This is a genomic window from Variovorax jilinensis, assembly GCF_030316885.1.
Taxonomy (GTDB): Bacteria; Pseudomonadota; Gammaproteobacteria; order Burkholderiales; family Burkholderiaceae_C; genus Variovorax; species Variovorax jilinensis.
In genome coordinates this window covers 126,935-150,839 of the sequence record NZ_JASZYQ010000008.1, presented here as the reverse complement: position 1 = coordinate 150,839, position 23,905 = coordinate 126,935, and the positions used below count along the sequence as shown (strand labels likewise).

At 63.8% G+C, this 23,905-nt stretch carries 17 protein-coding genes; 8 read left to right on the top strand and 9 right to left on the bottom strand.

All coding sequences use genetic code 11. The features are described 5' to 3' along the window. Positions 1 to 80: 80 nt before the first annotated feature. Positions 81 to 2,735 carry a winged helix-turn-helix domain-containing protein gene (locus QTH87_RS22980; protein ID WP_286612400.1) on the bottom strand — a complete coding sequence of 885 codons (2,655 nt, stop codon included), beginning with the start codon at positions 2,733 to 2,735 and terminating at the stop codon, positions 81 to 83. 122 nt (positions 2,736 to 2,857) lie between these two features. Between QTH87_RS22980 and QTH87_RS22975 the strand changes: the two genes are divergently transcribed. Continuing rightward, positions 2,858 to 3,067, top strand: a complete 210-nt coding sequence (locus QTH87_RS22975; protein WP_286612398.1) for a hypothetical protein — start codon at positions 2,858 to 2,860, stop codon at positions 3,065 to 3,067. 61 nt (positions 3,068 to 3,128) lie between these two features. After that, positions 3,129 to 4,385 carry a DUF1214 domain-containing protein gene (locus QTH87_RS22970; protein ID WP_286612396.1) on the top strand — a complete coding sequence of 419 codons (1,257 nt, stop codon included), beginning with the start codon at positions 3,129 to 3,131 and terminating at the stop codon, positions 4,383 to 4,385. Between the two features lie 574 nt (positions 4,386 to 4,959). Here the strand turns inward: QTH87_RS22970 and QTH87_RS22965 are convergent. Genes QTH87_RS22965 through QTH87_RS22945 form a run of 5 tightly spaced genes read right to left on the bottom strand, consistent with a single transcriptional unit; the run spans position 4,960 to position 9,853 of the window. Then, complete coding sequence (locus QTH87_RS22965; protein WP_286612395.1) at positions 4,960 to 6,597, bottom strand: MFS transporter; 1,638 nt, start codon at positions 6,595 to 6,597, stop codon at positions 4,960 to 4,962. After that, positions 6,594 to 7,013 carry a DoxX family protein gene (locus QTH87_RS22960; protein WP_286612394.1) on the bottom strand — a complete coding sequence of 140 codons (420 nt, stop codon included), beginning with the start codon at positions 7,011 to 7,013 and terminating at the stop codon, positions 6,594 to 6,596. The genes QTH87_RS22965 and QTH87_RS22960 overlap by 4 nt, the downstream gene beginning before the upstream one ends. 2 nt (positions 7,014 to 7,015) lie before the next feature. Further along, positions 7,016 to 8,908: an amidohydrolase gene (locus tag QTH87_RS22955; protein WP_286612393.1), complete on the bottom strand. Its 1,893-nt coding sequence runs from the start codon at positions 8,906 to 8,908 to the stop codon at positions 7,016 to 7,018. After that, complete coding sequence (locus QTH87_RS22950) at positions 8,901 to 9,188, bottom strand: DUF1427 family protein (RefSeq protein WP_286612391.1); 288 nt, start codon at positions 9,186 to 9,188, stop codon at positions 8,901 to 8,903. The genes QTH87_RS22955 and QTH87_RS22950 overlap by 8 nt, the downstream gene beginning before the upstream one ends. An 11-nt stretch (positions 9,189 to 9,199) precedes the next feature. After that, complete coding sequence (locus QTH87_RS22945) at positions 9,200 to 9,853, bottom strand: isochorismatase family protein (protein ID WP_286612390.1); 654 nt, start codon at positions 9,851 to 9,853, stop codon at positions 9,200 to 9,202. 201 nt (positions 9,854 to 10,054) lie between these two features. On the opposite strand from QTH87_RS22945, the gene QTH87_RS22940 reads away from it, so the two are divergent. Further along, positions 10,055 to 10,966, top strand: a complete 912-nt coding sequence (locus tag QTH87_RS22940; protein ID WP_286612389.1) for a helix-turn-helix domain-containing protein — start codon at positions 10,055 to 10,057, stop codon at positions 10,964 to 10,966. Between the two features lie 228 nt (positions 10,967 to 11,194). Here the strand turns inward: QTH87_RS22940 and QTH87_RS22935 are convergent, their stop codons facing one another. The 3 genes from QTH87_RS22935 to QTH87_RS22925 form a co-directional block, all read right to left on the bottom strand. After that, positions 11,195 to 12,157 carry an alpha/beta hydrolase gene (locus QTH87_RS22935; protein ID WP_286612387.1) on the bottom strand — a complete coding sequence of 321 codons (963 nt, stop codon included), beginning with the start codon at positions 12,155 to 12,157 and terminating at the stop codon, positions 11,195 to 11,197. A 283-nt stretch (positions 12,158 to 12,440) separates the two neighbouring features. Beyond that, positions 12,441 to 13,094, bottom strand: coding sequence for an alternative oxidase (locus tag QTH87_RS22930; protein WP_286612386.1), 654 nt, complete (start codon positions 13,092 to 13,094; stop codon positions 12,441 to 12,443). 59 nt (positions 13,095 to 13,153) lie between these two features. Continuing rightward, the gene (locus QTH87_RS22925; protein ID WP_286612385.1) at positions 13,154 to 13,576 is read right to left on the bottom strand and encodes a hypothetical protein; all 423 of its coding nucleotides are present in this window, start codon (positions 13,574 to 13,576) and stop codon (positions 13,154 to 13,156) included. Positions 13,577 to 14,642: 1,066 nt separating this feature from the next. Between QTH87_RS22925 and QTH87_RS22915 the strand changes: the two genes are divergently transcribed. From QTH87_RS22915 to QTH87_RS22895, 5 genes are all read left to right on the top strand, one after another. Then, positions 14,643 to 15,536, top strand: coding sequence for a glycine betaine ABC transporter substrate-binding protein (locus QTH87_RS22915; protein ID WP_286612384.1), 894 nt, complete (start codon positions 14,643 to 14,645; stop codon positions 15,534 to 15,536). Positions 15,537 to 15,699: 163 nt separating this feature from the next. Continuing rightward, positions 15,700 to 17,184, top strand: coding sequence for an ATP-binding protein (locus tag QTH87_RS22910; RefSeq protein ID WP_286612382.1), 1,485 nt, complete (start codon positions 15,700 to 15,702; stop codon positions 17,182 to 17,184). Positions 17,185 to 17,278: 94 nt separating this feature from the next. After that, the gene (locus QTH87_RS22905; RefSeq protein ID WP_286612381.1) at positions 17,279 to 19,726 is read left to right on the top strand and encodes an ATP-binding protein; all 2,448 of its coding nucleotides are present in this window, start codon (positions 17,279 to 17,281) and stop codon (positions 19,724 to 19,726) included. A gap of 26 nt (positions 19,727 to 19,752) precedes the next feature. Then, the gene (locus tag QTH87_RS22900; protein WP_286612379.1) at positions 19,753 to 22,617 is read left to right on the top strand and encodes an ATP-binding protein; all 2,865 of its coding nucleotides are present in this window, start codon (positions 19,753 to 19,755) and stop codon (positions 22,615 to 22,617) included. Beyond that, the gene (locus tag QTH87_RS22895) at positions 22,614 to 23,891 is read left to right on the top strand and encodes a spinster family MFS transporter (protein WP_286612377.1); all 1,278 of its coding nucleotides are present in this window, start codon (positions 22,614 to 22,616) and stop codon (positions 23,889 to 23,891) included. The genes QTH87_RS22900 and QTH87_RS22895 overlap by 4 nt, the downstream gene beginning before the upstream one ends. Positions 23,892 to 23,905 lie beyond the last annotated feature (14 nt).

The window sequence follows — 23,905 nt, the reverse complement described above, 5'->3', positions numbered from 1 at the left end:
GATCGCCAGGCATGCGCGCCGGCGCACTACCCCGCTGGAGTAGGTTCGTGCTTGGAGCCGGGTAGGTCGAGCCGCCGGGCCTACGGTGCGTGTCCAGCCGACTCGCGGCTGGCGTTCAGATCGCGCAGGCGGGCCACCGCCTCGTCCCGCGCCGCAACGCCCAGCTTGCCGTAGATGTTCTTGAGGTGGAACTTGACCGTATCGAGGCTGACGTCGAGCACCCGCGCGATCTTCTTGTTGGGCATGGCTTGCGCTAGCAAGGACAGGACTTCGTATTCCCTGTCGCTGAGCGCTGCGGCCGGTACCGGTGCGGAGGAGCGTCGCTGCGCGGTCGCCGGAGACGGCGCATGGGTTCGATCGGCCGCGGCCAGCAGCCGGTTGACATGGAAGGCCAGCACCGGTTCAAGATCTGCGCCATTCAGCAGCGCGCGCAACATCCGCGGCAGTTCGGGGGAGACATCGAGCAGGCCACGCACCAGGCCTAGGCTATGGCCGATGCGCAAGCCTTCGATGAGCTTCTCGCGCGCGGCCGCCGGCTCTCCCATGCCGAAGCTCGCCAGCGCCCCTTGGACCTGCAACTCGGCCGCGCCTCTGTTCAGCGGCTGGTTGGCTGCGTCAGTGCGTGCTTTCAGCTGCTTGGCCGCGCTTGCGAAGTCGCATCCATTCAGTGCCATGTCGCAGCGCGCACGAGCCAGGCTGTCGGCGATCCGCGCAGCGATCGAACCCCCGTCTTCCTGCCGATGAAGTAGCGCTTCCAGGCGCTGCACGATGCCCACCGCTTCGCCAGGCTCGCCTCGAACCAGGTGAAAGCGCAGCCGGAACTCCAGCGCCTGCGCGAGGATGCGGTCGAAGCGATAGCGCGCCGCGTAGTCCTCAAGCCGGTCGATGACGGCGAACGCCTCCTCATCGCGACCGGAGAGCCGATGGCAACCCGCCAACGTGACAAGGGATCGAAACACGACACCGGGCAAGGTCAGTCGCTCGGTGGCTGCGACCCGCGACTCGAGCAGCTCTTTCGCGGCTTCGACCTCGTCGATCTCGTAGAGGACGTCGGCGAGCACCGCCGCCGAGGTGCAGGCCACGCCGCCGAAAGCCGCACCGCGCAGCTCGGCCGCGCGCAAAACCTCTCGTGCAAGCTGCTCGGCCTCGCTGAGCTTGCCCTGGCGGCGCAGGCTGGACGCCAGCATGCAGCGACCCAGCAGCGCACTTAGCTGTGCGCCGTTGCGGTGCCGCGCATCGTCGAAGGCATGACTCGCCTGTTCGTAGGCGCCCTCGTGGTTGTAGGTCCAGGCGAGCAGGTTGGCGCGGCTGGTCCAGGCCAGGTCCTTGGCATCCACCGGGATGTCGTTCAAGGCCGCAAGAAGACCGACCACCACGTCGGTCCGGTCCTGCTGCGCCGCCAGCCCGCAGCGCAACAGCAGGAGGTCGTAGCGCTGGCGCACATCGAGCGTCTGCTGCCGGGCTTCCATCTGCCGCAAACTGGCATCGCAGGCTATGAAGTCGCGCGCGTACATGGCCAGGTAGGCCTGCGCCAGGTGAAGATCGAAGTGCTGCAGGATCGCCTCGCCGGGCAGCTGGCGCAGCAGCTGTGCGAGCTGCGACAGCTCGCCGCTCGACAGCAGGTCGTGCGCGCTGGCCTCGACGAGCGAAACCGCCTGTGCCATGTCACCCGCTTGCACCGCGTGATGCACTGCATCTTCCAGCTCGCCGCGAGCGATGAACCAACGGCAGGCAGCGACGTGAAGCGCGCGGCACTGCACGAGCGGCCATTGCTCGATGCGCGCCAGCAGCGTCTCCCGCAGCAGGGGGTGAAGGCGATACCACGGCTCGCGCTCGGCGCCGCCGGTCTGGGTGATGAAGAAGTTGTCCTCTTCCAACCTCGTGAGCCTGGCGCGCACGCGCGGCAGCGGCTGCGAAGGCACAAGCAGCGAGGCGCAAAGCGGCACGCAGAAGCGGCTGCAGACCGAAACACGGGTCAGCATGTCCAGGTCATCCGGTGCGATGTGCACCAGCACTTCGCGCTCGAAGTAGCTGGCGAAGGCATGCGCATCGCGCACGCGAACCGGCGCATATCCGGCATCGCTCCGGCCTTCCTTGGTCCGCAGGTCGAGCGCGAAGAGCTGCAGGCCCGCCACCCAGCCATCGGTGAGCTCGTGCAGGGCCCGGGCATCGCCGGCGTCAATGCGGCCCAATTGCCCGCGAAGATAGCGCTCCGACTCGTCGGCGCTGAAGCGCAGGTCGCGCATGTCCAGCTCGGTGACAAGACCGCGAGAGCGCAGGCGCTCGAACGAGAGCGGCAACGCCGTGCGCGAACTCAGGGCCACGTGCAAACGCGCGGGTGCATAGTCCAGCAGCCACTGGATGGCCCGAAAGATCCGCGGCTCCCGCAGGTGCTGCAGGTCGTCGAGCATTAGCACCAGTTCGCGCTGGCGCAAGGCGATGCCCTGGACCAGCGCGATGATCCAGCGCTCGATCTCGGCGTCGGATTCGACGCCCTCGGTCAGCAGTCCGGCCTCCTCCAGGAGGGAGGCGTCGACGCTGGCGATGCTGGTCAACAAGTCGCGCAGGAAGCGCTGAAGTTGATCGTGGGCCGGCACCAGCGACAGCGAGGCGACGTCGAAATCCAGGGACAGCAGCTCCTGCCGCCACGCCACCAAGGTGCTGGTCTTGCCGCTGCCCGCCTGGCCCAGCACGACCACGCAGCGCTGGCGCCGCGCCTCGACCAGGCGCGCCATCAGCGCCTCGCGCTTTATCAATTTGCGTAAGGCAAGCGGCCGTGTCGACTTGGCAATCTGTGCCATGACTCCTGTCTCCTGACGAAAACCTCGGTCGGCTCGTCGGCTGTCGAAATCAGGCGATGTTAGCAACGACCCATTCGGATGTGATCGAGCGCGCGCGCAACGCCACGGACACGACCAGCGTCAATCACCGCTGGTGCGCCGAAGGCTCAGTTGCCCTGCCTGACGGCACGCGGCTGCCAAGCAAGCCACCGCTCTCGAAGACGGCCGACAAAGACGGAGCCTCGGCAACCGATGAAAGCGAGAACGTGTTATGTAGCTGCGGTTGAGCATCCCGGGCGTATGCTCCGTCGATTCCGCTGGAGAATGTTTGAGAAAACGGGAGAAAACATGTCACTCGCGCCAGTGCTGAGCGATCAAGAGATCAGCGACGCTTATATCTATCTGTTGAGCCGACTTCTCGTGTTGCAGCAACAGCAGAAGGACTTCAAGGACGGCTTCCAATGGAACCGGCCGGTGCACCGTGAACCAGGGCAAGTAGCCTGGGCCAACCCCAACCTTGATGTCGCGTACTCGGAAGCATGGATCGCCATCGACGAGAAGAGCTACCTTCTGCTGAGTGTTCCTGAGATTGCAGGCCGCTACTACACGGTCCACTTCTTGAATGGCTGGGGCGAGACGGTGGCCAACATTAACGAACGGGCATTTCTCGAGCGGCCCAGCGGCGATTTCGCTGTGTGCCTCGCGGGGGCAGACGTGAAACTTCCATCGCTGGCCCGACGGGTGGATGTGCCGAGCAAATATCTTCGCGTACTGCTTCGGGTGGAACTGGGCTCCGATTGGGACGCGGCCGTCGCTCTACAGCACAAGTTCAAATTCGAAATCATCGGCCGTCCCGAACTGCCGGAACGCATTCCGCAGACCGTGATGTTCGAGCCAGACGCATTGCCGGGTGTCGAAGCCTTCGAGTCGGCCGAACTCGCGCTAGACAGTGAGGCCGACATCAACCCTGGCATGGAGAAGCTGCAGGCCGACACGCGCGCCATCGCACGAGCGGTGAGGGACACGGCGGAGGGCAAGCGCATCGACGCCGTGGTCCGCGAAAAGGCTATACCCGCGTTCAGGGCCGGGCTGCGCGTCGTGGGCCACGGAATCCGAAAGGACGGCTGGGCGCTGCCGGCGACTTCCGGCGCTTACGGGCAAGACTGGCTGACGCGCACGTATGCCAACTACGGCGGCATCTGGGCGAACACGCCGCAGGAGGTCATCTACTACAAGGGCGCCGCGGACAGCAACGACGAGCCGCTCGACTCCGGCCACGTCTACACCTTGACCTTTCCGAGCGAGAAGTTGCCGATGCAATACGCCACCTACTTCTGGTCGGTGATCGCGGTGGACTCGGTCAACCGGCGGGTGCTGGTCAATCCGCTGAAGCGCTATCTGCTGAACAATCAATCGAGGCTGCAGCTCTCGGGCGATGGCTCGCTCACGCTCTACTTCGCGGACGACAAGCCGATCGATGCGCCAGAGCCGAACTGGCTGCCAACGCCCAAGGGCCAGCAATACAACCTAACCTTGCGCTTCTACCGACCGCGAGGCGAGGTCGCGGCGCGGAACTATTTTCCGCCCCCGCTGCTGAAGCGATAACGCATCGGGCGGCGGCGTAGGCCCGTCTCCCTGCACCGGCTTTTACCGAGGTGGGTCCTTGTCACCCAACGGGTGCAGGTCTCCAATGGCCCTGAACGCCATTTCGCGACGTTGCGAACCAGCTGTTCAAAGCAGTAGTCGACCTGGTCGTTGCCAGCACCGAACCGCGAAGGGCAAGTTTCTAAGTAGACCGGCCGGTCGCGCACAAAAGCGCGAATGTCAGGTAACCGCGTCCTCCGACGCTCGCCGGCGGAAATCGACGGACTGCCACCAGTCTGAAGCGGATATGCAGGCCGCGCTGGCACTGGCGGAGCGTTGGGTGGGCGTTCGACCATTAGAGCAAAACCGACGATTGCGTTTCCGGCCTATGCAAGCCAGCTCTTCCGACACCGCAATGATTGAACTCGGCAGACGGCTCGTGAATCATTCTCGACACGACTTTCTGGTCGCTGGCAGGCCTGTCGGCTTTGGCCATTTCTTCTTTTCCCAGGTGGCCACACGACCATGCCGACGCCCAGTGAACAGGTTGCGTAGAGGTTGGACTCGGCTGCGTTTGCCATCGTCCGCTGGGCTTTCAGGCTGGCCCGGCGGCTGCGACTGAATCAACCGCTAGATAGTGTCGAACAAGTGGCCGCTCCGGGCCAATGTGATAGCGCGCGGTCTCGCCTTGGAGGTCGGCATCCGCGCGTGACACGCGCTCATGCTGGCGCAGATGTTCGACCCAAGATTCAACCAGGAACCACTCGATAAGGCGCTCGGGGTCGCTTGCGTCTTCGCCAATACCCCATGCATAGGCACCATCGCGACGCCGCTCCACCGACAGACGCTGCACGGCCTGCCAAAAAGCCGTCCGGTCCTGCTTGCGCACATGGTATTCGACTTGAACCATGACCGGCCCGCGATCGTTGGCCACCGGCGCCGCCAGGAACGGCTCAGGCCAATGGTGCGATGGCTGCAAGTCGGCGTCGCCTGCCGGCAGCTTGATGCGATGGAAGACGGCGGCCGCGATCACCAGCCCCGCCGCTGCGATCAACAGCGCCAACGGCACGCCAGTTTGCTGCGCGACCAGCCCCCAGCCCAGGCTGCCCGCCGCCAATGCCCCGTTGAAGACGGTGAGGTAGACGGCAAGCCCGCGGCCCCGTACCCAATTGGGCATGATCGATTGCGCCACGGCATTGAGCGTGGTGAGCGCCACGATCCAACCAAAGCCGAGCACCAACAGCAACAATCCGGCCAGCCACTTCGGCGGTGTCAGGAACAAGGCCGCCATCACGCCCGCGGTGATCAGCGAGGCCAGCAGCACCAGCCCGTCGGCATCGAGCCGTGCGCGAATGCGTGGCATCGCTACGGCCCCTGCGATGGCACCCGCGCCCACGGCACCGAGCAGTACGCCGTAGAAGCCGGCCGAGCCACCCAGCATTTGGCGTGTGACCAGCGGCAATAGCGCCCAGATCGAACTTGCGAAAAGAAAGAACACCGCGGCGCGCAGCAGCACCACGTGCAGCTCACGGCTTGCGCGCGTGAAGCGAATACCCGCACGGAACGCGCCCAGAAAGTCCTCCTGTAAGGCGGCGTCGGCCGTCGGGGGACGACGCCACCAGAGCAGTGCCGCGATCACGAAAACATAGCTCAGCAGGTCGACGCCATACGTCAGCGCCGCGCCGAAGCTGGCCAGCAGCAAGCCGCCGGCGGCCGGGCCGATCGAGCGCGCGATATTCACGCCGAGCGAATTGAGCGCCACCGCGTTCTTGAGTTCGGCGCGCGGCACCAGTTCCGGCACGATCGATTGCCAGGTCGGTCCCATCAACGCCGCTCCGATGCCGCCCATGAAGGTCAGCAGCACCAGCGCTGCGACGCTGAGCGTGCCGGACTTCGCGAGTACCAGCAGCGCGAGGCTCACGAGTGCCAGGAAGGCCTGAGTGCCGATCAGGAAGCGGCGCCGATCGAGGATGTCCGAGAGCACGCCCGCTGGGATCGCGAGCAGAAAGACCGGAAGCGTGGCCGCAGCCTGCACCAGCGCCACGGCGGCCGGGCTGGCCGATAGCTCGGTGACCATCCACGCGCTGGCTACGTCGCGCATGAAAGTGCCGATGTTGCCCAAAACAGTGGCCGCCCAAAGCACGGCGAACACGCGCTCGCGCAGCGGTGCGAAACTGCCGCGCGGCGTGGATCCGGCAGTCGCGGCGGCCGGTTCAGACGGCGCATCGGTCATGGGCGTGCCGCATTCTCTGGCCCATCTCGAAGGTCATGCCACGCGACGAACACAAAGCCGCCGACCAGACCCCAGTGCTCAAAGAAGGTGTTGGCCATCATGAAGCGTTCGGGCGGTGCAAACTCCCAGAACCGATTGGCGACGAAGGTCGCGAGCACTGTGAAGCCGGCCAACACGAGCGCGCCGAGCCAGCGGTAAAACCCGGTAAGAACCATGAGCGAGGCCCCCAGCTCGACCACGATCGTCGCGATGCCGATCGGCGCGGCTGGCGCGATACCGAAATGGTGGAGCTCGGCCAGCGCTCCGGCGAAGTCCGTGGCCTTGTTGAAATCGCCCTGCAAATAGGCGCCGCACAGGGCCAGCAACGCGAACCAGCGCACTACTTCGGTCTTGAAAGCGTTGCGCAGTGCTTTCATCGTTAGACCGCCCAACAGGCGCAGCCGAGTGCGCCCCAGAAGCTCTTGAGGTCCGTCACCGGCACTTGCCGGGTCCAAGCGGTGGCATGGCGGTGACCGTGCAGGCTACAGGCATTGGCGCAAGCGCATGACGTCACGGCGGCGGCAGCGCGCGCAGCCTGTAGCGGCGCGCCCTCGCGCTCGTTCCAGCGGTCGTACCCGCCGAACATTCGCACGGGCGACCAGTCGGGCATGGCTGGCGGCGGCGCGCCGTCATCTTCCGAAGCGAAGGGTCCTGCACCGAAGACCACTTTGCCACCTACGATCGTGAGCAGAGCGCTGGTGTCGGCGATGTCGGATTCGGGGCAAGCGAAGAAATCGCGGTCGGGCACCACGAGGTCTGCAAGCTGGTCGACTTCGATTCGGCCCTTCTTGCCAACATCGTTGGAAAACCAGGTGACGTTCTCGGTCCACATGCGCAATGCGGTTTCGCGGTCCAGGCAGTTGCGCTGCGGCGTGATCTGCAGCCCACCCACCGTGCGACCGGTAGTGAGCCACGCAAGGGACACCCAAGGGTTAAACGATGCGACGCGCGTCGCGTCCGTGCCGGCCGACACTTTTGCGCCTTTCTCCAGCATCCGCTTGACCGGCGGAGTTGCCTCCGCCGCGCGCGCCCCGTAGCGCTCGACAAAGCTTTCGCCCTGATAGGCCATGCGGTGCTGCACCGCGACGCCCCCACCGAGCGCGGCGATGCGGTCGATCGACGCTTCGGAGATCGTCTCGGCGTGGTCGAAGAACCAGTTCAGCCCGGCCAGCGGGATCTCCCTGTCGACCTTCTCGAACACGTCGAGTGCCCGGCTGATGGTTTCGTCATAGGTCGCATGCATGCGCCACGGCCACCGGTTTTGCGCGAGGACGCGCACCACCTCCTCGAGATCGGCCTCCATGTTCGGCGGCATGTCGGGGCGCGGCTGGCGGAAGTCTTCGAAGTCGGCCGCAGAGAACACCAGCATTTCGCCGGCACCGTTATGGCGAAAGTAGTCGTCGCCCTGCTTGTAGGTCGACTGGGCCGTCCAGTTGAGGAAGTCCTGCTTTTCCTCTTTCGGCTTCTGGGTGAATAGGTTGTAAGCGAGGCGGACCGTGAGCTGACCTGCTTCGGAGAGCTGGCGGATGACCTCGTAGTCCTCGGGATAGTTCTGGAAGCCGCCGCCCGCGTCGATCGCACCGGTCACGCCGAGACGGTTTAGTTCGCGCATGAAGTGGCGCGTCGAATTGAGCTGGTACTCGAAGGGCAGCTTCGGCCCTTTGGCAAGCGTCGCGTAGAGGATCGCAGCGTTGGGCTTGGCCAGCAGCAGCCCGGTCGGGTTGCCGGCCGAATCGCGCGCGATCTCGCCGCCCGGCGGCGCCGGAGTATCCCGGCTGTAGCCGACCGCGCGCAGCGCAGCGCCGTTGAGCAGCGCCCGGTCGTAGAGGTGCAGGATGAAGACCGGCGTGTCGGGTGCGACCGCATTGAGCTCGTCGAGCGTCGGCAGCCGCCGCTCGGCGAACTGGTGCTCGGTGAAGCCGCCGACGACGCGCAGCCATTGCGGCGCGGGCGTTACGGCAACCTGGCGGCGCAGCATGTCCATCGCATCGGCCAGGCTGCGCACGCCATCCCAGCGCAGTTCCAGATTGAAGTTGAGGCCCCCGCGAATGATGTGCAGGTGGTTGTCGATCAGCCCTGGCAGCACGCTGCGGCCCTGCAGGTCGATGCGGCGCGTGCGCGGTCCGGCAAGTCGGGTCGTTTCTTCGTTACTGCCGACGCAGGTGAAGCGACCGTCGCGGATGGCGACGGCTTCGGCGGCGGGGTTGGCGCGGGCGAGCGTCGTAAATCGACCGTTGTGCAGGATCAGGTCCGGCGCCTCTCTATCACCCATGACGACGATCTCCCAGCAACGGGGACCTTGCCTGCGCTTGCGCGTCGCACTGCGGCAATTCGCCGAACACGTGCGGCTTGACCTGATGATGAAACCACGAAGCGTGTGCCGGATCCTTGTTGAACACCTGCTTCACCAATGGCGGGATCTGCTCGCCCAGCAGGATGCCCAGCAGTCCCACCAACGCGATCACCGGTGGAGCCGGCGAGCGCACGTTGAAAAGCGCGTACATCACGCCGACCAGCAAGCCGATCGCGACAGAGACCAGATAGGGCTTCATGGCCGCACGCCTCAGCCTTCGTGGGCGCCGAACATGGTTTTGGCGTAGATGATGCCGAGCCCGTAGGCGCCGGCGAACTTGCGCGCGATGCCGGTCGTGAGCTCGTAAGTCTCGCCGCGGGCCCAGTCGCGCTGCATCTCGAGCAGATACTGCAGGGACGTCATCGGCCGCGCGCCGGCCTGCACCATGCGATCCATGGCACGGTTGTGGGCCTCGGACGAGACGTCGCCACAGGCATCGGCCAGCACGTAGACCTCATAGCCTTGCGCCAGCGCCGACAACGCCGGGCCGACGATGCACACGCTGGTCCACAGACCGCACAGCACCAGCCGGCCCTTGCCGATTTCGTTGACGCGCCGGACCACGCTTGCGTCTTCCCATGTGTTCATCGAGGTTCGGTCGAGCACGGTCTGTTTCGGGAAGGCTGCAATGATCTCGTCGAACATCGGACCAGAGAAGCTCTTCTCGGCCACGGTTGTCAGGATGGTCGAGGCGGCGAAGCCTGCCGCCGCATGGGCCACCAACGCAGCGTTGGTGCGCAATGAGACCGCATCGATCGAGTGGGTCGCAAATGCCATCTGCGACTGGAAGTCGATCATGATGAGCGTGTGGTCATCGGGCGTGAGCAGGAGGGGGCCGGGGACGGGCTTGGCAACGATGGACATTTGTCAATTCCTCTAAGTTGAGTACACGACCGGGACGCTATCGCTCGCCAGGGCTACCGGTCTTGTCCAAAAAGACGGCGTTTTGCCGCTTTTGTCGATGGCGTGAAACCGTTCGCACTCGCGTTTTTGTGCACCGCCGTGGTTGTTTTGAGGGCAGAATCGCCGGCGCACCGCGACTAACAGGCATCGAAAGGCTTGGCGATGGACGGAACCAATTGCGCTCCGCGAAGGCTGACTTCCTATTTGGGGGTGGCAGACACACCCACCCTCTTTGCTGGCACGCTCGACAAGGCTTCACTGTTCGTCAACCGCGAGCGTGTCGGCTCACCGGGCCACGGGTTGACGCCGCTCTACGACCTAGAAGATGCCTTTGCCGTCTACCTTCATCTGTGTGATTTCAATCGCCTCGAACTGTGGCGCGACGGTCGCCGCATGCGCACAGCACCATATGTGACCGGTGCGGTCATCCTCTACAACCTTGACCAGCAGTGGCGCGCAAACATGATCGACCCGTTCGACTGTCTGCATTTCCATGTGACTCGTACTGCTTTCGACGAAGTGGTCGACGAGTTCGGTGGACCGCGCATCGGAATGCTTCACTGCGCTCCGGAAGAATGCGCGGTCGACCACGTCCTGTTGGGTTTGGGGCAGGCGTTGCTGCCGGCGCTCGCCCGACCTAGCGAGGCCAATTCGCTGTTTGTGGAGCATGTCGGCATCTCGCTCTACATCCACCTGGCCACCCAGTACGGCGGTCTCCAGTTGCCACACCGTCGACGCGCTGGGGCACTTGCCCCGTGGCAGGAGAAACGCGCGAAGGACTATCTCCAGCATCACCTCGCCGAGGATGTGTCGCTTGCCCACCTTGCGACGGAATGCGGCCTTTCACGCAGTCATTTCACGCGCGCGTTTCGCCTTTCCACAGGCCTGCCGCCCCATCGCTGGCTCCTGGACCAGCGAATCCGAATGGCCAAGCACCTACTGGTCCATGGAGAAATCTCGCTCATTGAGGCCGCCGCTGCCTGCGGCTTCGCGGATCAGAGCCACTTCACGCGAAGCTTCACTCGAGCGACCGGCATCAGCCCCGGCGCCTGGCGGCGAGCGCGCATGCACTGAATTTGGACGCGTCCTGCCCGCCATTGTTTAGCTTGGCATAGTCGTCTGCACTGGTTACGCGCTCTAAAAGTTGCACTCACCTGAGGGGTAGCCGGCTAACTAGTAAGCGTCCACTTTGCAGCGGTTGCAGTCCTTCCCATCGACTAACACGAATGACAGCAACTCGTCGCCCTCCTGATAATCGTGGCGCCATGCCCGGCCATCTTTGTTTAGACGCCAAGCAAAGGCTTAAGAGCGCCAGGAGCTAGCCGCCACCTCCCGATAGAACGCATCAATCGCCTCGACCATTTGCGAGAGGCCGGGTTGTTCCAGCGGATAGTGACCGGCTTGCTCAAGCATGACGCTCTTCACCGGCACTATTTTCAGCCGTCGCAGAAACGGTTCGCTCAGGTACAAGGGTGTCCAACGATCCTCCGCTGGCTGGGTCAGCAGAACGGGACATACATCAAAGGCCTCGGGCTCGCTGACGGGGCGGTAGGCCAAATAAGAACTGAGGAACGCCAAGGTCATCGCATTGCCAGCAGAACGCTTGTCCGACAGCCACACCTTCAGCGCGGCTGGATTGTTGACCAAGGTGTGCATCTTGCTGGCCAGCTTCATGGGCATGCGCATCGCCGCCAGCGGCGTCCTGGCGCCAAGGTGAAGCATCGGACCACCAACCCGGCTCATGAATAGGCTTAGCGAAGTCTCGTCGCGAACCCTCCGGCTACTGGTGTCCAGGAACGTCATTCCAACGATGCCCTTGACCTTTTTGTTCAGTGCCGCGACGTGATAGGTCAGCATGCCGCCGGCACTCAATCCGTACAGGACGATGGGACGATCGTCCCGTGCAAGTTCGGCATCGATCAGGTCGCTTCCCGCCTGCACCCAATCGTCATAGCGAACGATGGCCATTTCAGCGACTTCGGTCATGCCGTACTCGGGCATGTCAATGGCAATGGTCTCGTAGCCACGTCGGGCCAGTGGAGCGCCCAGGATCATGGAGATCTGCCGGCCGTTTGTGCCCACGCCGTGGAACAGGATCACCTTGACCTCGGCCCGAGGATTTCTGTAGCTATCGAGGTGAATCTTGTGGCCGCGCCAGTTCCACCATTCCTCTGTCGGCTCGTGTCCCTCCCGGAAGTGAAAATCGACGGGGAGAAACGCTTGCATCTCGCGCCACACCGGCTCGTTTGAGTAGGTCATTGCCATCGTTGACTCCTGGACTGATGGAGAAGAACGGACGGATTCACCGAAGGTGCCCCTGGCGACTCAGGCCAGTAGCTATAGAAGACAGGGGCGATTGGGGTATTGGGCACCCGTATAGAGGCCCACGAGAACGCCGACAGCCGATTCAAGGACACCCAAACCAGCAACTCGCTGGTCTTGGTACCGAAGCGCCTCGCGTACTTTCCCGATCCGGTCCCTTGCGCCTGGTCAACTGTGGCTACGCGCTGTGCGCGCCACACTCAGGCTTGGTGCCCCATGAAGCGGCCTATGGCAGCGTCAAGCTGGCATCCTTCGCGGTTCTCAGCACGTCGGCAAAATGGTGATTGACGTCGCGGTGACCCGCTTCATCGTCGCGTACGGCCAGCACCACGTCCCGCAAACTGGCGCTCGGTGCTAGGTGCCAATAGTCAATGGCTATCTGGGGGGCAGAGACGTTGTCTACGCGCCCCGCATCAATTTCGGCCAGATAGAGGCTATAGCTGATCACTGCCTGCTCCTCAAAATATCCCACCAACCGGTGCGCAGTCCGTGAAGATAGGAGGTAAAGCCCAAGGAAGAAGACGAAAAACAGCGCCTGGGCCACGAGCACCATTGCTCGCTCGAACCAGCTGGGCTTGGCGATTTCCAGGAATGTCATCAGATGCATCCGCTCGTTCTCCGCTTCGTCCAGCAAAGTGCGGATCCAGCCGTGATCTTCCTCCAAGCGGCGCAGGCAGCGCAGGTGGACGAGCATCCCGCCCACCATGCCCGGAACTGCCGCCACCGTCTCCAGCACGATGGCCCTGTTGCCATATCGCTTGGCAAACAGGGTGTCCGCAATGAATCGCAGCCCGAGAGTGATTGCCAACGCCACCTTGTCCGAAGCACCCTCGGCTTCGTGATGCAAGGTGAGGTCGTGGGGCGCATCATCGTTGGCCATGGCACTCGATCGTCAGTTGCGGTTGACCTTCGTCCGCTCGGCGTCCTGCAGGCCCCCGCCTACTTGACGCCATAGTTCTCGCCGTAGGAGGGGATCTGCCCGGCCTTGTTCACCTTCGCGACTGATTCGCGGCTGGCCTTTCGGCCTGCGGTGCGTTCCGCGCGAGACACTTTCGCCGTCGGGGCCGGCTTCGGATCTCCCTCCCCGGGCTCGAACTCGCGCGCTGCCTGCGCACCTTCGACCTTTCGTTCCTGGCGGGCGGCCTGCCTGCCCGACGCTGAAACCCTCGCCTTCGGCTCAGGCTTGGGGTCGCCCTCGCCGGACTTGAATGATCGGGTGGCTTCGGCCCCCTGGGCTCGGCGTTCTGCACGAACTGCCGACTTGTCCGTCGAGCTGGACTGAGCATACACGGGCGCTGCCCACAACTGTGCGGCTATGACGCCGAACGCGAGGATGAGTGTCTTCTGGCGCGAGGTGATCATGGAGATGCTCCTTGGTTAGGTAGCTCGATATTGCGAAAGAGCCTCGACGAGGTCGAGTTAATTGCCGTCAAACTTGATTGTTCATGCGGCTAGCGCTACCCCGTTTAACCCGCGTTCATGCGCAGCACGAGCGGTCGCGACCAACAGGTCCGGTCGGCGGACACCACCTGGCGAGACCATTCGGCACCAGGGGCTGCCGGGCTGGAGCGATCGTCTTGTCGCATGGACTCCGTTTCGCAAATAGCGCTGGGCACCGCGGTGGCGGTCGCCACGATGGGCCGACGCACTGCCGTGTGGAAGTCCGGCGCTTTGGGGTGCGGTGGCCGGCACGCTGCCCGATCTGGATGTGCTGATCGACCACAGCAACCCGATCGCCAACACGGTGCAGCACCGCGCCGAAAGTCATGGACCATGCTGGCTGACGCTCGGTGGGTGGCTTGCACGCCAACGCGACCGGCCTCGCCATCAGCACGGCCTATTTGGCATGGGGTGTCGTCGCCCAACACCAAGTCGAACCGGTGGCCCATGCCCCATTTGCCGGCCAGGGCATTCCGACGGAGCGCGTGCTTGTCACGCCCACGGCTTTCAACTCCTTGTTGTGGCGCGTCATCGTGGTGGGGGGCGAGCGATACCGAGGGATCTCAGCCACGCATCAACTTCGAGCGTTTCGACCACGGTACCGGCGTGGCGACGGACGCGGCAGGGTTGCCAGAAGTGCGACGCATCGCAAAGTTCAGCAAGGCTTCTGCGGGCCGCAGGACAATGGAAACGCCGTGACCGCACCGACCTGCGAATGGGCGAGGAGCCGAACTGCACCTTTGGGCTCACGTTGGCCGAACGGCAAGGCTCCCTGGTGTTGATGGTGCCACCACGCCAGCTGCCCATGTGAACGGACGTGGGTCGTGCCTCGTCCTGGCTCTGGCGCCGTGCGCAGGGCGAAACCTTGCAGTCCCCGTGCTGGGCAACCGATCCCAGAGCCGCAACGAGAATTCACCACGCTTAACCCCGAAGCTCCGTATGACCCACTAGAGTTCCTGGACGCGGTCGATCGCGCAAGGAGATGGGCATGAGTAATTCGTCATCTTTGACGCGCCGGCGTGCCCTCGTCGTCGGAGCTGCGTCGGCCGTCGGCAGTCTGGCACCGGCGCAAGGCCGGGTGCTTCAACGCGTGACGCTGGGACAGGTGTCGCTCAGCTTCTACGCCGTCACGGGGGCGGTCGTCCAGGCGGTGCTGGAGCGCCTCGGACATCCCGTTCAGCTGCGAACAGGTCCTCACGACGAGATGTTTCCGTTGCTGAGCCAGGGCAGCATCGACCTCATGGCCGCAGCTTGGCTGCCCGAGGGGCATGCGACCTACTGGGCCCAGTATGGCGCCGAGGCGATCGAGGTGGCCCGGCTTTACGAAGGTGCCCACTTCTTCTGGGCAGTGCCGAGTTATGTCCCGGAGAACGAGGTCCGGAGCATCGGCGACCTGGCGAGGCCCGATGTGGCACGGCGCATGACGCGGCAGATCCAGGGCATCGGTACCGGGGCGACCATCACGGCAGTCTCCCAGACTGCCGTGCGCGCCTATGGGCTCGATGCCCTCGGCTACGCGGTACGCCCAGGAACACAGGCAGAGTGGATCGACTACTACGAAGCCGCGGTTCGCGAACGCCGCTGGTTCGTTTTCCCGACATGGGCGCCGCAGTACCTGAACCGTGGGGGCCAGCTACGGGCGCTTCGTGATACCCAGAACGTGCTGGGCGGATCCAATCGTGCGGCATTGGTCGCTCCGACGGCGCGCTGGCAGAGTCTTCCCGCATCGACTCGGGTGGCACTGTCGAAGGTCAGTCTCGGGCTCGATGCGGTGAACGAGATGGACTGGCTGGTCAACGTCGAGAAGATCGCGCCGCGCGAGGCTGCCAGCGTGTGGATCCGTGCAAATGAACCCCGCTTCACAGCGTGGGTTCAGGGTTGACGCTGTTCGCCGCAGCGTGAAATGAATTTCCTGGCTGGCGCGCCCGTCGGTGCCTAGAGCGCGCCGTGAGGCTCGAATCCCCCTCCATTTACCGTATTTAACTCGGGCCCTGCCCAGGCTCGCCATACACTTGAGCGGCCGCATCCCACCGACGGGGGTTTGCTTGACTGCCTTGATTTCCGAGGTTGATAGTTCATTCGCATTCGGACCGTTCCTTCTGATTCCCGAGCAGCAGTTGCTCCTGGAAGATGAAAAACCCGTCCGCATCAGCCGGCGTGCCTTCTATCTGCTGACGGCACTCGTCCAAAACCACGGCCAGGTCGTCAGCAAGCGAGAGCTATTGTCGCGTGCCTGGCCCGGAAGGGTCGTGGAAGAAGGCAATCTTAAGGTCAACATTGCCGCCATCAGGCGTCTTCTCGGTGAAGGCCCCAGCCCGCCTCGCTATATCGCGACCGTGGTCGGAAGAGGCTACCGCTTCATCGAGACCGTGCGGTATGCATCTCATCTCGACCCGAAGGCTCTCCATCCCACACCGCCAAGGCGCGCGGGCAACCTGCCTCCCTCGACCAAGCGCATCTTCGGTAGGGAGCATGCGATCCGCTCGATCCTGCAGGATCTGGAAAACACCCGTTTGGTCTCAATCGTAGGACCTGGCGGCGTGGGTAAGACGACCGTCGCCCTCGCGGTTGCCGACAGCGCTGCGGGTTCCCTCAAGGGAGGCGCCTGGCTCGTCGACCTCTCCCTGCTGGACCAGCAGTCGAAGGTGCCCCAAGCGATAGCCGACGTCATGCGATCGAGCACCCGAAAGGCAGACGACAAGGCCGTAGAGCCCAGCGAACTGCTGCGCGACCGCGAGATGCTGCTGGTCCTCGACAACTGCGAGCACCTGATCGGTGCGGTCGCCACATGCGCTGATCAGTTGCTGGCGAGCACCCGGAACGTGAAGCTCGTCACCACCAGCCGCGAACCCCTGTGCATTCGGGGCGAACGCGTGCGGCGGTTGACCGGTCTGGGCCTGCCGCCGACGATGGCGGGCATCAAGGCACGAGAGGCCCTGGATTTCCCGTCCGTGCAACTGTTCGCAGACCGGGCTGCCGAAAAGTTCAAGGCGTTCAGGCTGGATGACGTGAACGCGCCGAAGGTCGCCGCGATATGCCACAGGCTAGACGGCCATGCGCTGGCGATCGAACGTGTCGCCCAGCGGGTCGGTGCATTGAGCATTGAAAGGATGCTGGACCATCTCGACAGGCGCTTTCACATGTTCGACGGCTATCACGAAGGGCCCGAGCGGCACCGGACGCTGACAGCGAACGTCAACGCAAGCTATACCTTGCTGTCCCCCAGCGAGCAGGCCGTCATGCGCCGCTTGTCGATCTTCGCCGGCGGCTTCAGCCTGGAATCGGCTTGCGCGATCGGCGGCGCTCAGGACATTGATCGCGAGACGGTGGTCGAAAGCATTGCCAGCCTGGTGGCCAAATCCCTCCTTTTGGCCGAGTTGCGCAACGGCGAGATGCGCTACAGCCAGGCCCATGTCACGCGAGCCTTTGCAATAGAGAAACTGAACGAGCACGGAGAACTGGAAAACGTGCGGCGCCACGCGGATCACTTGACTGAGCTGTTCGGGAACGCGGATGGTCGCGCGGGGTGACGCGTGCGTCGCGGGAAGCGCGCCAGCCACGTCAGCGAAGCTGTCGGAACTTCCGTCCGCTGCCACGAGAGGCCGCAACAACAACCTCCCGGCGATGGCGACGCGTGTGGTCGGACGAAGAGAGGTCATCGACCTCCTTCATCAAGAGGTGCTCCGGTCCCGGCTCGTCTCCATCGTCGGCGCGGGAGGCGTCGGCAAGACGACGGTGGCGATCTCGGTGGCGGAACGGGCGATCGGCGCGTTCTTGGATGGTGTCTGGTTGGTAGACTTCGCGCCCTTGCGCGACCCGTCCCTGGTGCCGAATGCCATCGCCAACGCGACGGGCCTGGTCGTGCACTCGGCGAGCATCCTCTCCGCCCTCTGCAGGTTCGTGCGGGAGCGCCGGATGCTGCTTGTTCTCGACAACTGCGAGCACATGGTCTCTGCCATCGCCACATGCGTGGGACAGCTCCTGCGTGAAGCTCCGGGCGTCCATGCCTTGACCACGAGCCGCGCTGCGCTTCGCATGGACGGCGAGCAGGTGCACCGGCTGGAGGGCCTGGCCTCGCCTGCCGACTCCACCGATCTGACGGCGAAGCACGCGCTGGCCTATCCCGCCATCGATCTCTTCGTCGATCGCGCCACCGACCGGCTGGAGAGCTTTGTTCTCGACGATGCGGACGCGCCCGCCGTTGCCGACATCTGCAGGAGTCTCGACGGCATCGCCCTTGCGATCGAACTTGCCGCCATGCGAGTCGACGTCTTCGGCGTGAAGGGCCTGCAGAAACAACTGGATGACCGGTTTCGTCTGCTCGCGGGGCGGCGGGCTGGTCTCGAGCGACACCGAACGCTGGCAGCGACGCTCGACTGGAGCTACGGCCTGCTTCCCGAAAGCGAAGCCCGCCTGTTGCGAGACGTCTCCGTCTTTACTGGCGCATTCCGACTCTCGGGCGCCTCGGCCGTGGCAGTCAGCACGCCCAGCGAGACAGCAAGCAAGCTGGCAGAGCTTGGCGCGAATTCCCTGCTGTCGGTCGAAACCGATGCGCTGGGTGCAAGCTATCGCCTCCTGGAAAGCACGCGTGCCTATTGCCTGGAAAAGCTCGTTGCTGCCGGCGAAGACTCGCAGATCCGCCTACGCCACGCGGAGTATGTCTGCACGGCCCTGGAGCGGGCAGCCAGTGAATGGGGACAGCAGCCGTCCCGTGTTTGGGGGGCCGCATACGGCGCCTATCTCGACGACTTCCGGTCCGCGCTCGCCTGGACGATTTCAAACTCCGCACATCGCCGCCTGCAGATCCGCCTGACGGCCGCCGGGACGCTGCTTTGGAACCACTTTTCGCTGACAGACGAAAGTCGCACGCATCTCGCACGGGCGATCGCAGAGCTCGGCGAGGCTGGCTCCGAGGGCACGGCGGTTGAAATGAACCTTCAGTTTGCACTGGCGGGCGCCATCCTCTATACGTGCGGGATCGTCTCAGAGGCGCGATTGGCCATGCGCCGTGCTCTTCAAATTTCGGAGCAACTCGACGACGTTGATTTCCGCCTGCGCTGCCTGCGACTGATCGGAGCCTATGAGCTGTTTAACGGGGAGCACGATGCAGGAATCCGTACGCTCGAGACTTTCCAGTCCATCGCCGCAGTCGAAGATCCTTCGGCGTCAGCAGAAGGCGAGACGCATTTGTGTCTTGGAGAAATGTTCGTCGGCCGGCTCCAGAGCGCGCGCAAACGCATGGAGCGTCTCCATGCGCAGCATTCGCAGGATTTCAACGACGCCCGCTTCGCGCGCTTTCAGTACAGCAACAGCGTCAACATACTGGTCGTGCTGAGTCACGTGCAAGCTATGACAGGGCTTCCCGAGACCGCGGCGCGGACAGCGGAAAAGATACTCGAGTACGGACGCCAGGCGTCGCATGAACTCTCGTTGAGTATCGCTCTCGTCTACAACACCCTTTTGTATTTCTGGCTCGGCCGCGAAGAAGATTGCAGCCGCCACGCCGAAATGCTTGACGAGCATGTCGAACGGCACGGAATCATGACTTGGCGGCCCATCGTCACCTTTTGTCGCGGCGCCATTGCTGCCATCGGGCAGCCCGGGCACGCTGACGGGATCGACAGGCTCCGGCGATCGGTCGTCGAGTTTCGGGCGATCGGCCACATGGCGAGGCTGCCTTTCTACATGGCCGTACTGGGGCATGCACTGGCAAAGCAATCCCGCTTCCAAGAGGCCGAGGCAACGATCCACGAGGCACTGGAGCTTGCGGCGCTCCAGAACGAGAAATGGTGCTTGCCCGAAATTCTGCGCATTCAGGCTTTCGTGGCCCATGACCAAGCTCGACATGAAGAGGCCGAGTTGCTGTTGCTGCAGTCGATCTCAGTATCGAAAGAAATCGGAACGCTGACCTGGCACTTGCGCGCCTCGAATGATCTGGCGGCACTGTGGCAGGCCCAGTCACGCACAAAGGAGGCGAGAACCATGCTGAAGTCCGTCTACGATGCCTTCAGTGAGGGCTTCCAAACCCGCGATATGGTCGTCGCCGCCAGGCTGCTGGTCGATCTGCAGTAGCGCACCCGACGCAGACGGAGACGGTCGTGGCAGACGACACAGACCCGCAAGCTTCGCGAAGCTTCGCCTTCGGGCCATTCACGCTCGTGCCCGAGCGCCAGCTGCTGTTGCGCGGCAACGGCACAGTCCGGATCGGTGGGCGCGCCCTCGACATCCTCACGGCGCTGGTGGAACACCCCGGCGAGCTTGTGAGCAAGCGCGAATTGATGGCGCGCGTCTGGCCCGACGTAGTGGTCGACGAGGGCAGCCTCAAGGTCAACATGGCGGCCCTGCGACGGGTTCTTGGGGACGGGGTGGGTACGTCGCAATTCATCGCGACGGTGGTCGGACGGGGCTATCGATTCGTCGCCTCGGTTTTGGCAAGCGGATCGGACGGCCCGATACCGCTCGCTTCGGGAGCAGCTAGACCCAACCACAACTTGCCGACCGGAACAACGCGCATCTTCGGCAGGTCGGCCGCCATCGACGCCATTCGGCGCGAGCTCGACGACTCGCGCCTCGTCTCCATCATCGGCGCTGGCGGCATCGGGAAAACGACGGTTGCACTTGCAGTCGCCGAGGGAGCACTCGGGTCGCTCAAAGACGGTGTCTGGCTGGTCGACCTGGCACTTCTGACGGAGCCGGCCCTTGTGGCCAATGCCATCGCGACGACGCTCGGTCTGGCCGGGTATTCGGCCAGCATGCTCGCCACCTTGTGCGAGTTTCTGCGTGACCGTGAGATGCTGCTCGCGATCGACAACTGCGAGCACGTCATCGAGGCCGCCTCCGCCTGCGCCAATCAGATCCTGGCACACGCACCCGGGGTGAAGATTCTCGTCACGAGCCGCGAGCCACTGCTGGTGAAGGGGGAGTGCGTTCGCAGGCTGTCGGGGCTAGGCACGCCGCCTGAATCGGCGCACCTGAGCGCCGAAGAAGCCCTTACCTTCCCCGCCGTTCAACTCTTCGTCGATCGCGCGACCGAGAGGCTCGAATCGTTCAAGCTGTGCGACTCGGATGCTCCGCTTGTCGCAGAGATCTGCCGCCGACTCGATGGTTTGGCGCTTGCGATCGAGTTCGCCGCGACGCGCGTCGATGTGTTCGGTGTCGGTGGTCTGTTGAAGCAACTCGACGAGCGATTCCACAACCTTGTCGGGCGACGAGCTGGCCCGGATCGACAACGCACGCTGACGGCGACCCTCGACTGGAGCTACGGCCTTCTCTCGGAAGGAGAAGCCGCGCTGCTGCGTGCCATGTCGGTATTCGCCGGCGTGTTCGACATTGCGGGCGCATCGGCGGTGGCCAATGCGTCTCCCAACGACGCTGCACTGAGACTGGCGCAACTCGCCGCGAAATCCCTTCTTGCGATGGATCTCGACGCCGACGGTATTGCCTATCGCCTGCTGGAAACGACGCGAACCCATTGCCTCGAACGCTTGCGAGTCAACGCAGAAGAGCAGGCGGTGCGCCACCGGCATGCCGAGTATGTGTGCGCCGTGCTTGATCGGGCCTCGAGCGAATGGGCGCAACGTCCTGCGCAAGAGTGGGGGTCCACCTACGCACGCGTCCTCGACGATCTACGCGGAGCCCTCGCATGGGCTGTGCGCGATGAGGCGAATCGCTCGCTGCTCATTCGACTGACTGTCGCAGGAACCCTGCTTTGGAATCACTTCTCGCTCACCGCCGAATGCCGCGTCCATGTCTCGCGAGCAGTCGAGGAGCTCGAACCCGCGGGACTTGCTGGAACAGCGCTCGAGATGAAGCTCAAGCTGTGGCTCGGCGGCTCGACGATGCTCACGCATGGTCTTAAACCCCAAGCGCTTATCGCCGTTCGGCGGGCACTGGAGATTGCCGTTCAGCTCGACGACACCGACTATCGGCTGCGCTGCCTGTCGATGATCGGGATCTACGAACTCTTCATTGGCGAGCACGACACCGGGCTGCGTACGCTGGAGAACTTTGCGTCGGTTGCCGCGGCGCACGATCCATCCTCCCTGCCGGAGAGCGAAGTGCACTCGGCCATCGCCGAACTTCTACTCGGTCGTCTCCAAGAGGCCCGGCAACGGCTCGAGCCCCTCCATCAGCGCGATCTGCGCTATTTCAACGGATCGTATGGCGTGCGGTACATGTTCGACACGATCGTGCTGCTGGAGAGTGCGCTGTCGCATGTTCAATGGTTGTCGGGTTTCCCCGACACTGCCGCGCGCACAGTGGCCGCCGCGGTCGGGCGTGCAAGCCCAACCCATCATCTTTCGCTGAACAATGCCCTCTCGTATTCGTGCCCGGTTCTGTATTGGAGCGGGTACTACGAGGAATGCGGCCGATGCGTGGCTAGGCTCGACGAACACGTCGCCAAGCATGGCTTGGTGACCCGGCGCCCGATCGCCAGCTTCTATCGCGCTGCACTGGCATGCAGGCAAGGCGACCGATCGCCGGGTACCGTTGATGCCCTCCAAGGCGCCATTGAGGAGTTCCGCAATATCAACTGCCTGGCGCGGATGCCCTACTACTTGAGCGTTCTGGCGGACGCGCTCGTTCAGGGTGGGCGCTTTGGCGAAGCTGAAACAACGATCCGAACCGCGCTCGATATTGCATATGGACAGAACGAGGCCTGGTGCCTTCCCGAACTCCTCCGAATACAGGCCTCCGTTCGATTGGCCCAGTCCCAGGCCGATGAAGCAGAAGTCCTGCTTGGCAAGTCCATGGCAATTGCTCACGAGATCACTGCATTGTCATGGCGCTTGCGCGCAGCCAACGCGCTCGCAAAGCTCTGGTGCGCTCGATCAAGAGGGAGTGACGCGCACACGATGCTGTTGCCCATATTCAACCGTTTCACCGAGGGGTTCGCAACCCGCGACCTCGTGATCGCAGCCGACATCCTCGCGGGTCTTTCCCAGGAGCGACGAGTTCAATGAAGATCGAGACAAACAGCCGAAGCGGTGTTCTCATCCTGGCATTGCTCCTGGCGGTCAACGTAGTCAACTACATCGACCGCCAATTGCCATACATCCTGGTCGACGCCATTCGCAGTGAGCTGGGGTTATCGGACGCGCAGTTCGGGGTGATGGCGGGCACGTCTTACTCACTCGCCTTTTCCGTTTGCGCGCTCTTCCTCGCGCGCATTTCGGACCGCTTCAGTGCCCGCGCAGTTCTGTCCGCTTCGCTACTGGTCTGGAGCCTTATGACCACGCTGGGAGGATTTGCGCAGAGTTTTCAGCACCTCGTCATGGCCAGGATTGGTGTCGGTGCCGGCGAGTCAGGCGCGATGCCCGCCGCTCATGCCCTTATCGCGCGCATCTATCCCGCGCGAAACCACGCCTTTGTCTACGCGGTCTTCTCGCTCGCAGTGCCCATCGGCAGCACCCTCGGCCTGATGCTTGGCGGTTGGATCAACGACGCCATGGGATGGAGGCATGCGTTCTTCGTGATCGGGTTGCCTGGCGTGCTGCTGGCGGTGCTGGTATGGCGGGTCCTGCCCGAACTGCAGGTCAATGTGCCGGCGAACCCATCGGCACCGAGCTTCGCCCAAGTCGTGAAGCACATGTTTGGCATCCGGTCCTATGCGCACACGACGGCCGCGTGTGTGGCGTTCGGTGTCGCCTACTTTGCGATGACCGTATTCGGGCCGGCTTTTCTGATGCGAGTGCATGGCCAGTCGGCGGGCCAGGCAGGACTGGCTTTGGGAATCGCCAGCGGTCTGGGCGGCGCTGCCGGCATTCTCGGCGGTGGAATTCTTGCCGACAGGCTGGGCAGAAAAGACCCCCGCTGGCGCCAGTTCGTCCCCTCGATCGGTGTGGCGCTGTGTGCCCCCGCTGCGATCTGGGCATGGCTGGCGCCAGATCTGCAGACCGCGCTTGTCATGCTGGGCCTGGTCCATCTGCTCGGGATGTTGTGCCTGGCGCCCACCTGGGCGAACGTCCAGCTACTTGCACCCGACGACATGCGCGCCACCGCGGCCGCGCTTGTGCAGTTCTGCATCTTGCTGGTCGGTGCCTCCCTGGGCCCGTTCGCGGTCGGATGGCTCAGCGACCAGCTGACGCCGCAATTTGGCGCCGCAGGCTTGCGCTACGCGCTATGCGGAGTAGCCGTTTTCCTTGTCTGGGCTGCACTGCACTATTTCCTCGCCGGTCAGGCCATGGGGCGCGATCTGACGCGCAGCCGTGGCAGTCTGGCTCGCGCCTCCGCTTAACCGCAATTAACTCG

What these genes read in the sequence shown, in the direction of transcription:
- QTH87_RS22955 (WP_286612393.1), bottom strand. Translation starts at nt 8,908, where the DNA reads ATGGGTGATAGAGAGGCGCCGGACCTGATCCTGCACAACGGTCGATTT.
- QTH87_RS22930 (WP_286612386.1), bottom strand. Translation starts at nt 13,094, where the DNA reads ATGGCCAACGATGATGCGCCCCACGACCTCACCTTGCATCACGAAGCC.
- QTH87_RS22905 (WP_286612381.1), top strand. Translation starts at nt 17,279, where the DNA reads ATGGCGACGCGTGTGGTCGGACGAAGAGAGGTCATCGACCTCCTTCAT.
- QTH87_RS22940 (WP_286612389.1), top strand. Translation starts at nt 10,055, where the DNA reads ATGGACGGAACCAATTGCGCTCCGCGAAGGCTGACTTCCTATTTGGGG.
- QTH87_RS22935 (WP_286612387.1), bottom strand. Translation starts at nt 12,157, where the DNA reads ATGGCAATGACCTACTCAAACGAGCCGGTGTGGCGCGAGATGCAAGCG.
- QTH87_RS22980 (WP_286612400.1), bottom strand. Translation starts at nt 2,735, where the DNA reads ATGGCGCGCCTGGTCGAGGCGCGGCGCCAGCGCTGCGTGGTCGTGCTG.
- QTH87_RS22915 (WP_286612384.1), top strand. Translation starts at nt 14,643, where the DNA reads ATGAGTAATTCGTCATCTTTGACGCGCCGGCGTGCCCTCGTCGTCGGA.
- QTH87_RS22975 (WP_286612398.1), top strand. Translation starts at nt 2,858, where the DNA reads ATGTTAGCAACGACCCATTCGGATGTGATCGAGCGCGCGCGCAACGCC.
- QTH87_RS22945 (WP_286612390.1), bottom strand. Translation starts at nt 9,853, where the DNA reads ATGTCCATCGTTGCCAAGCCCGTCCCCGGCCCCCTCCTGCTCACGCCC.
- QTH87_RS22965 (WP_286612395.1), bottom strand. Translation starts at nt 6,597, where the DNA reads ATGACCGATGCGCCGTCTGAACCGGCCGCCGCGACTGCCGGATCCACG.
- QTH87_RS22960 (WP_286612394.1), bottom strand. Translation starts at nt 7,013, where the DNA reads ATGAAAGCACTGCGCAACGCTTTCAAGACCGAAGTAGTGCGCTGGTTC.
- QTH87_RS22970 (WP_286612396.1), top strand. Translation starts at nt 3,129, where the DNA reads ATGTCACTCGCGCCAGTGCTGAGCGATCAAGAGATCAGCGACGCTTAT.
- QTH87_RS22925 (WP_286612385.1), bottom strand. Translation starts at nt 13,576, where the DNA reads ATGATCACCTCGCGCCAGAAGACACTCATCCTCGCGTTCGGCGTCATA.
- QTH87_RS22895 (WP_286612377.1), top strand. Translation starts at nt 22,614, where the DNA reads ATGAAGATCGAGACAAACAGCCGAAGCGGTGTTCTCATCCTGGCATTG.
- QTH87_RS22950 (WP_286612391.1), bottom strand. Translation starts at nt 9,188, where the DNA reads ATGAAGCCCTATCTGGTCTCTGTCGCGATCGGCTTGCTGGTCGGCGTG.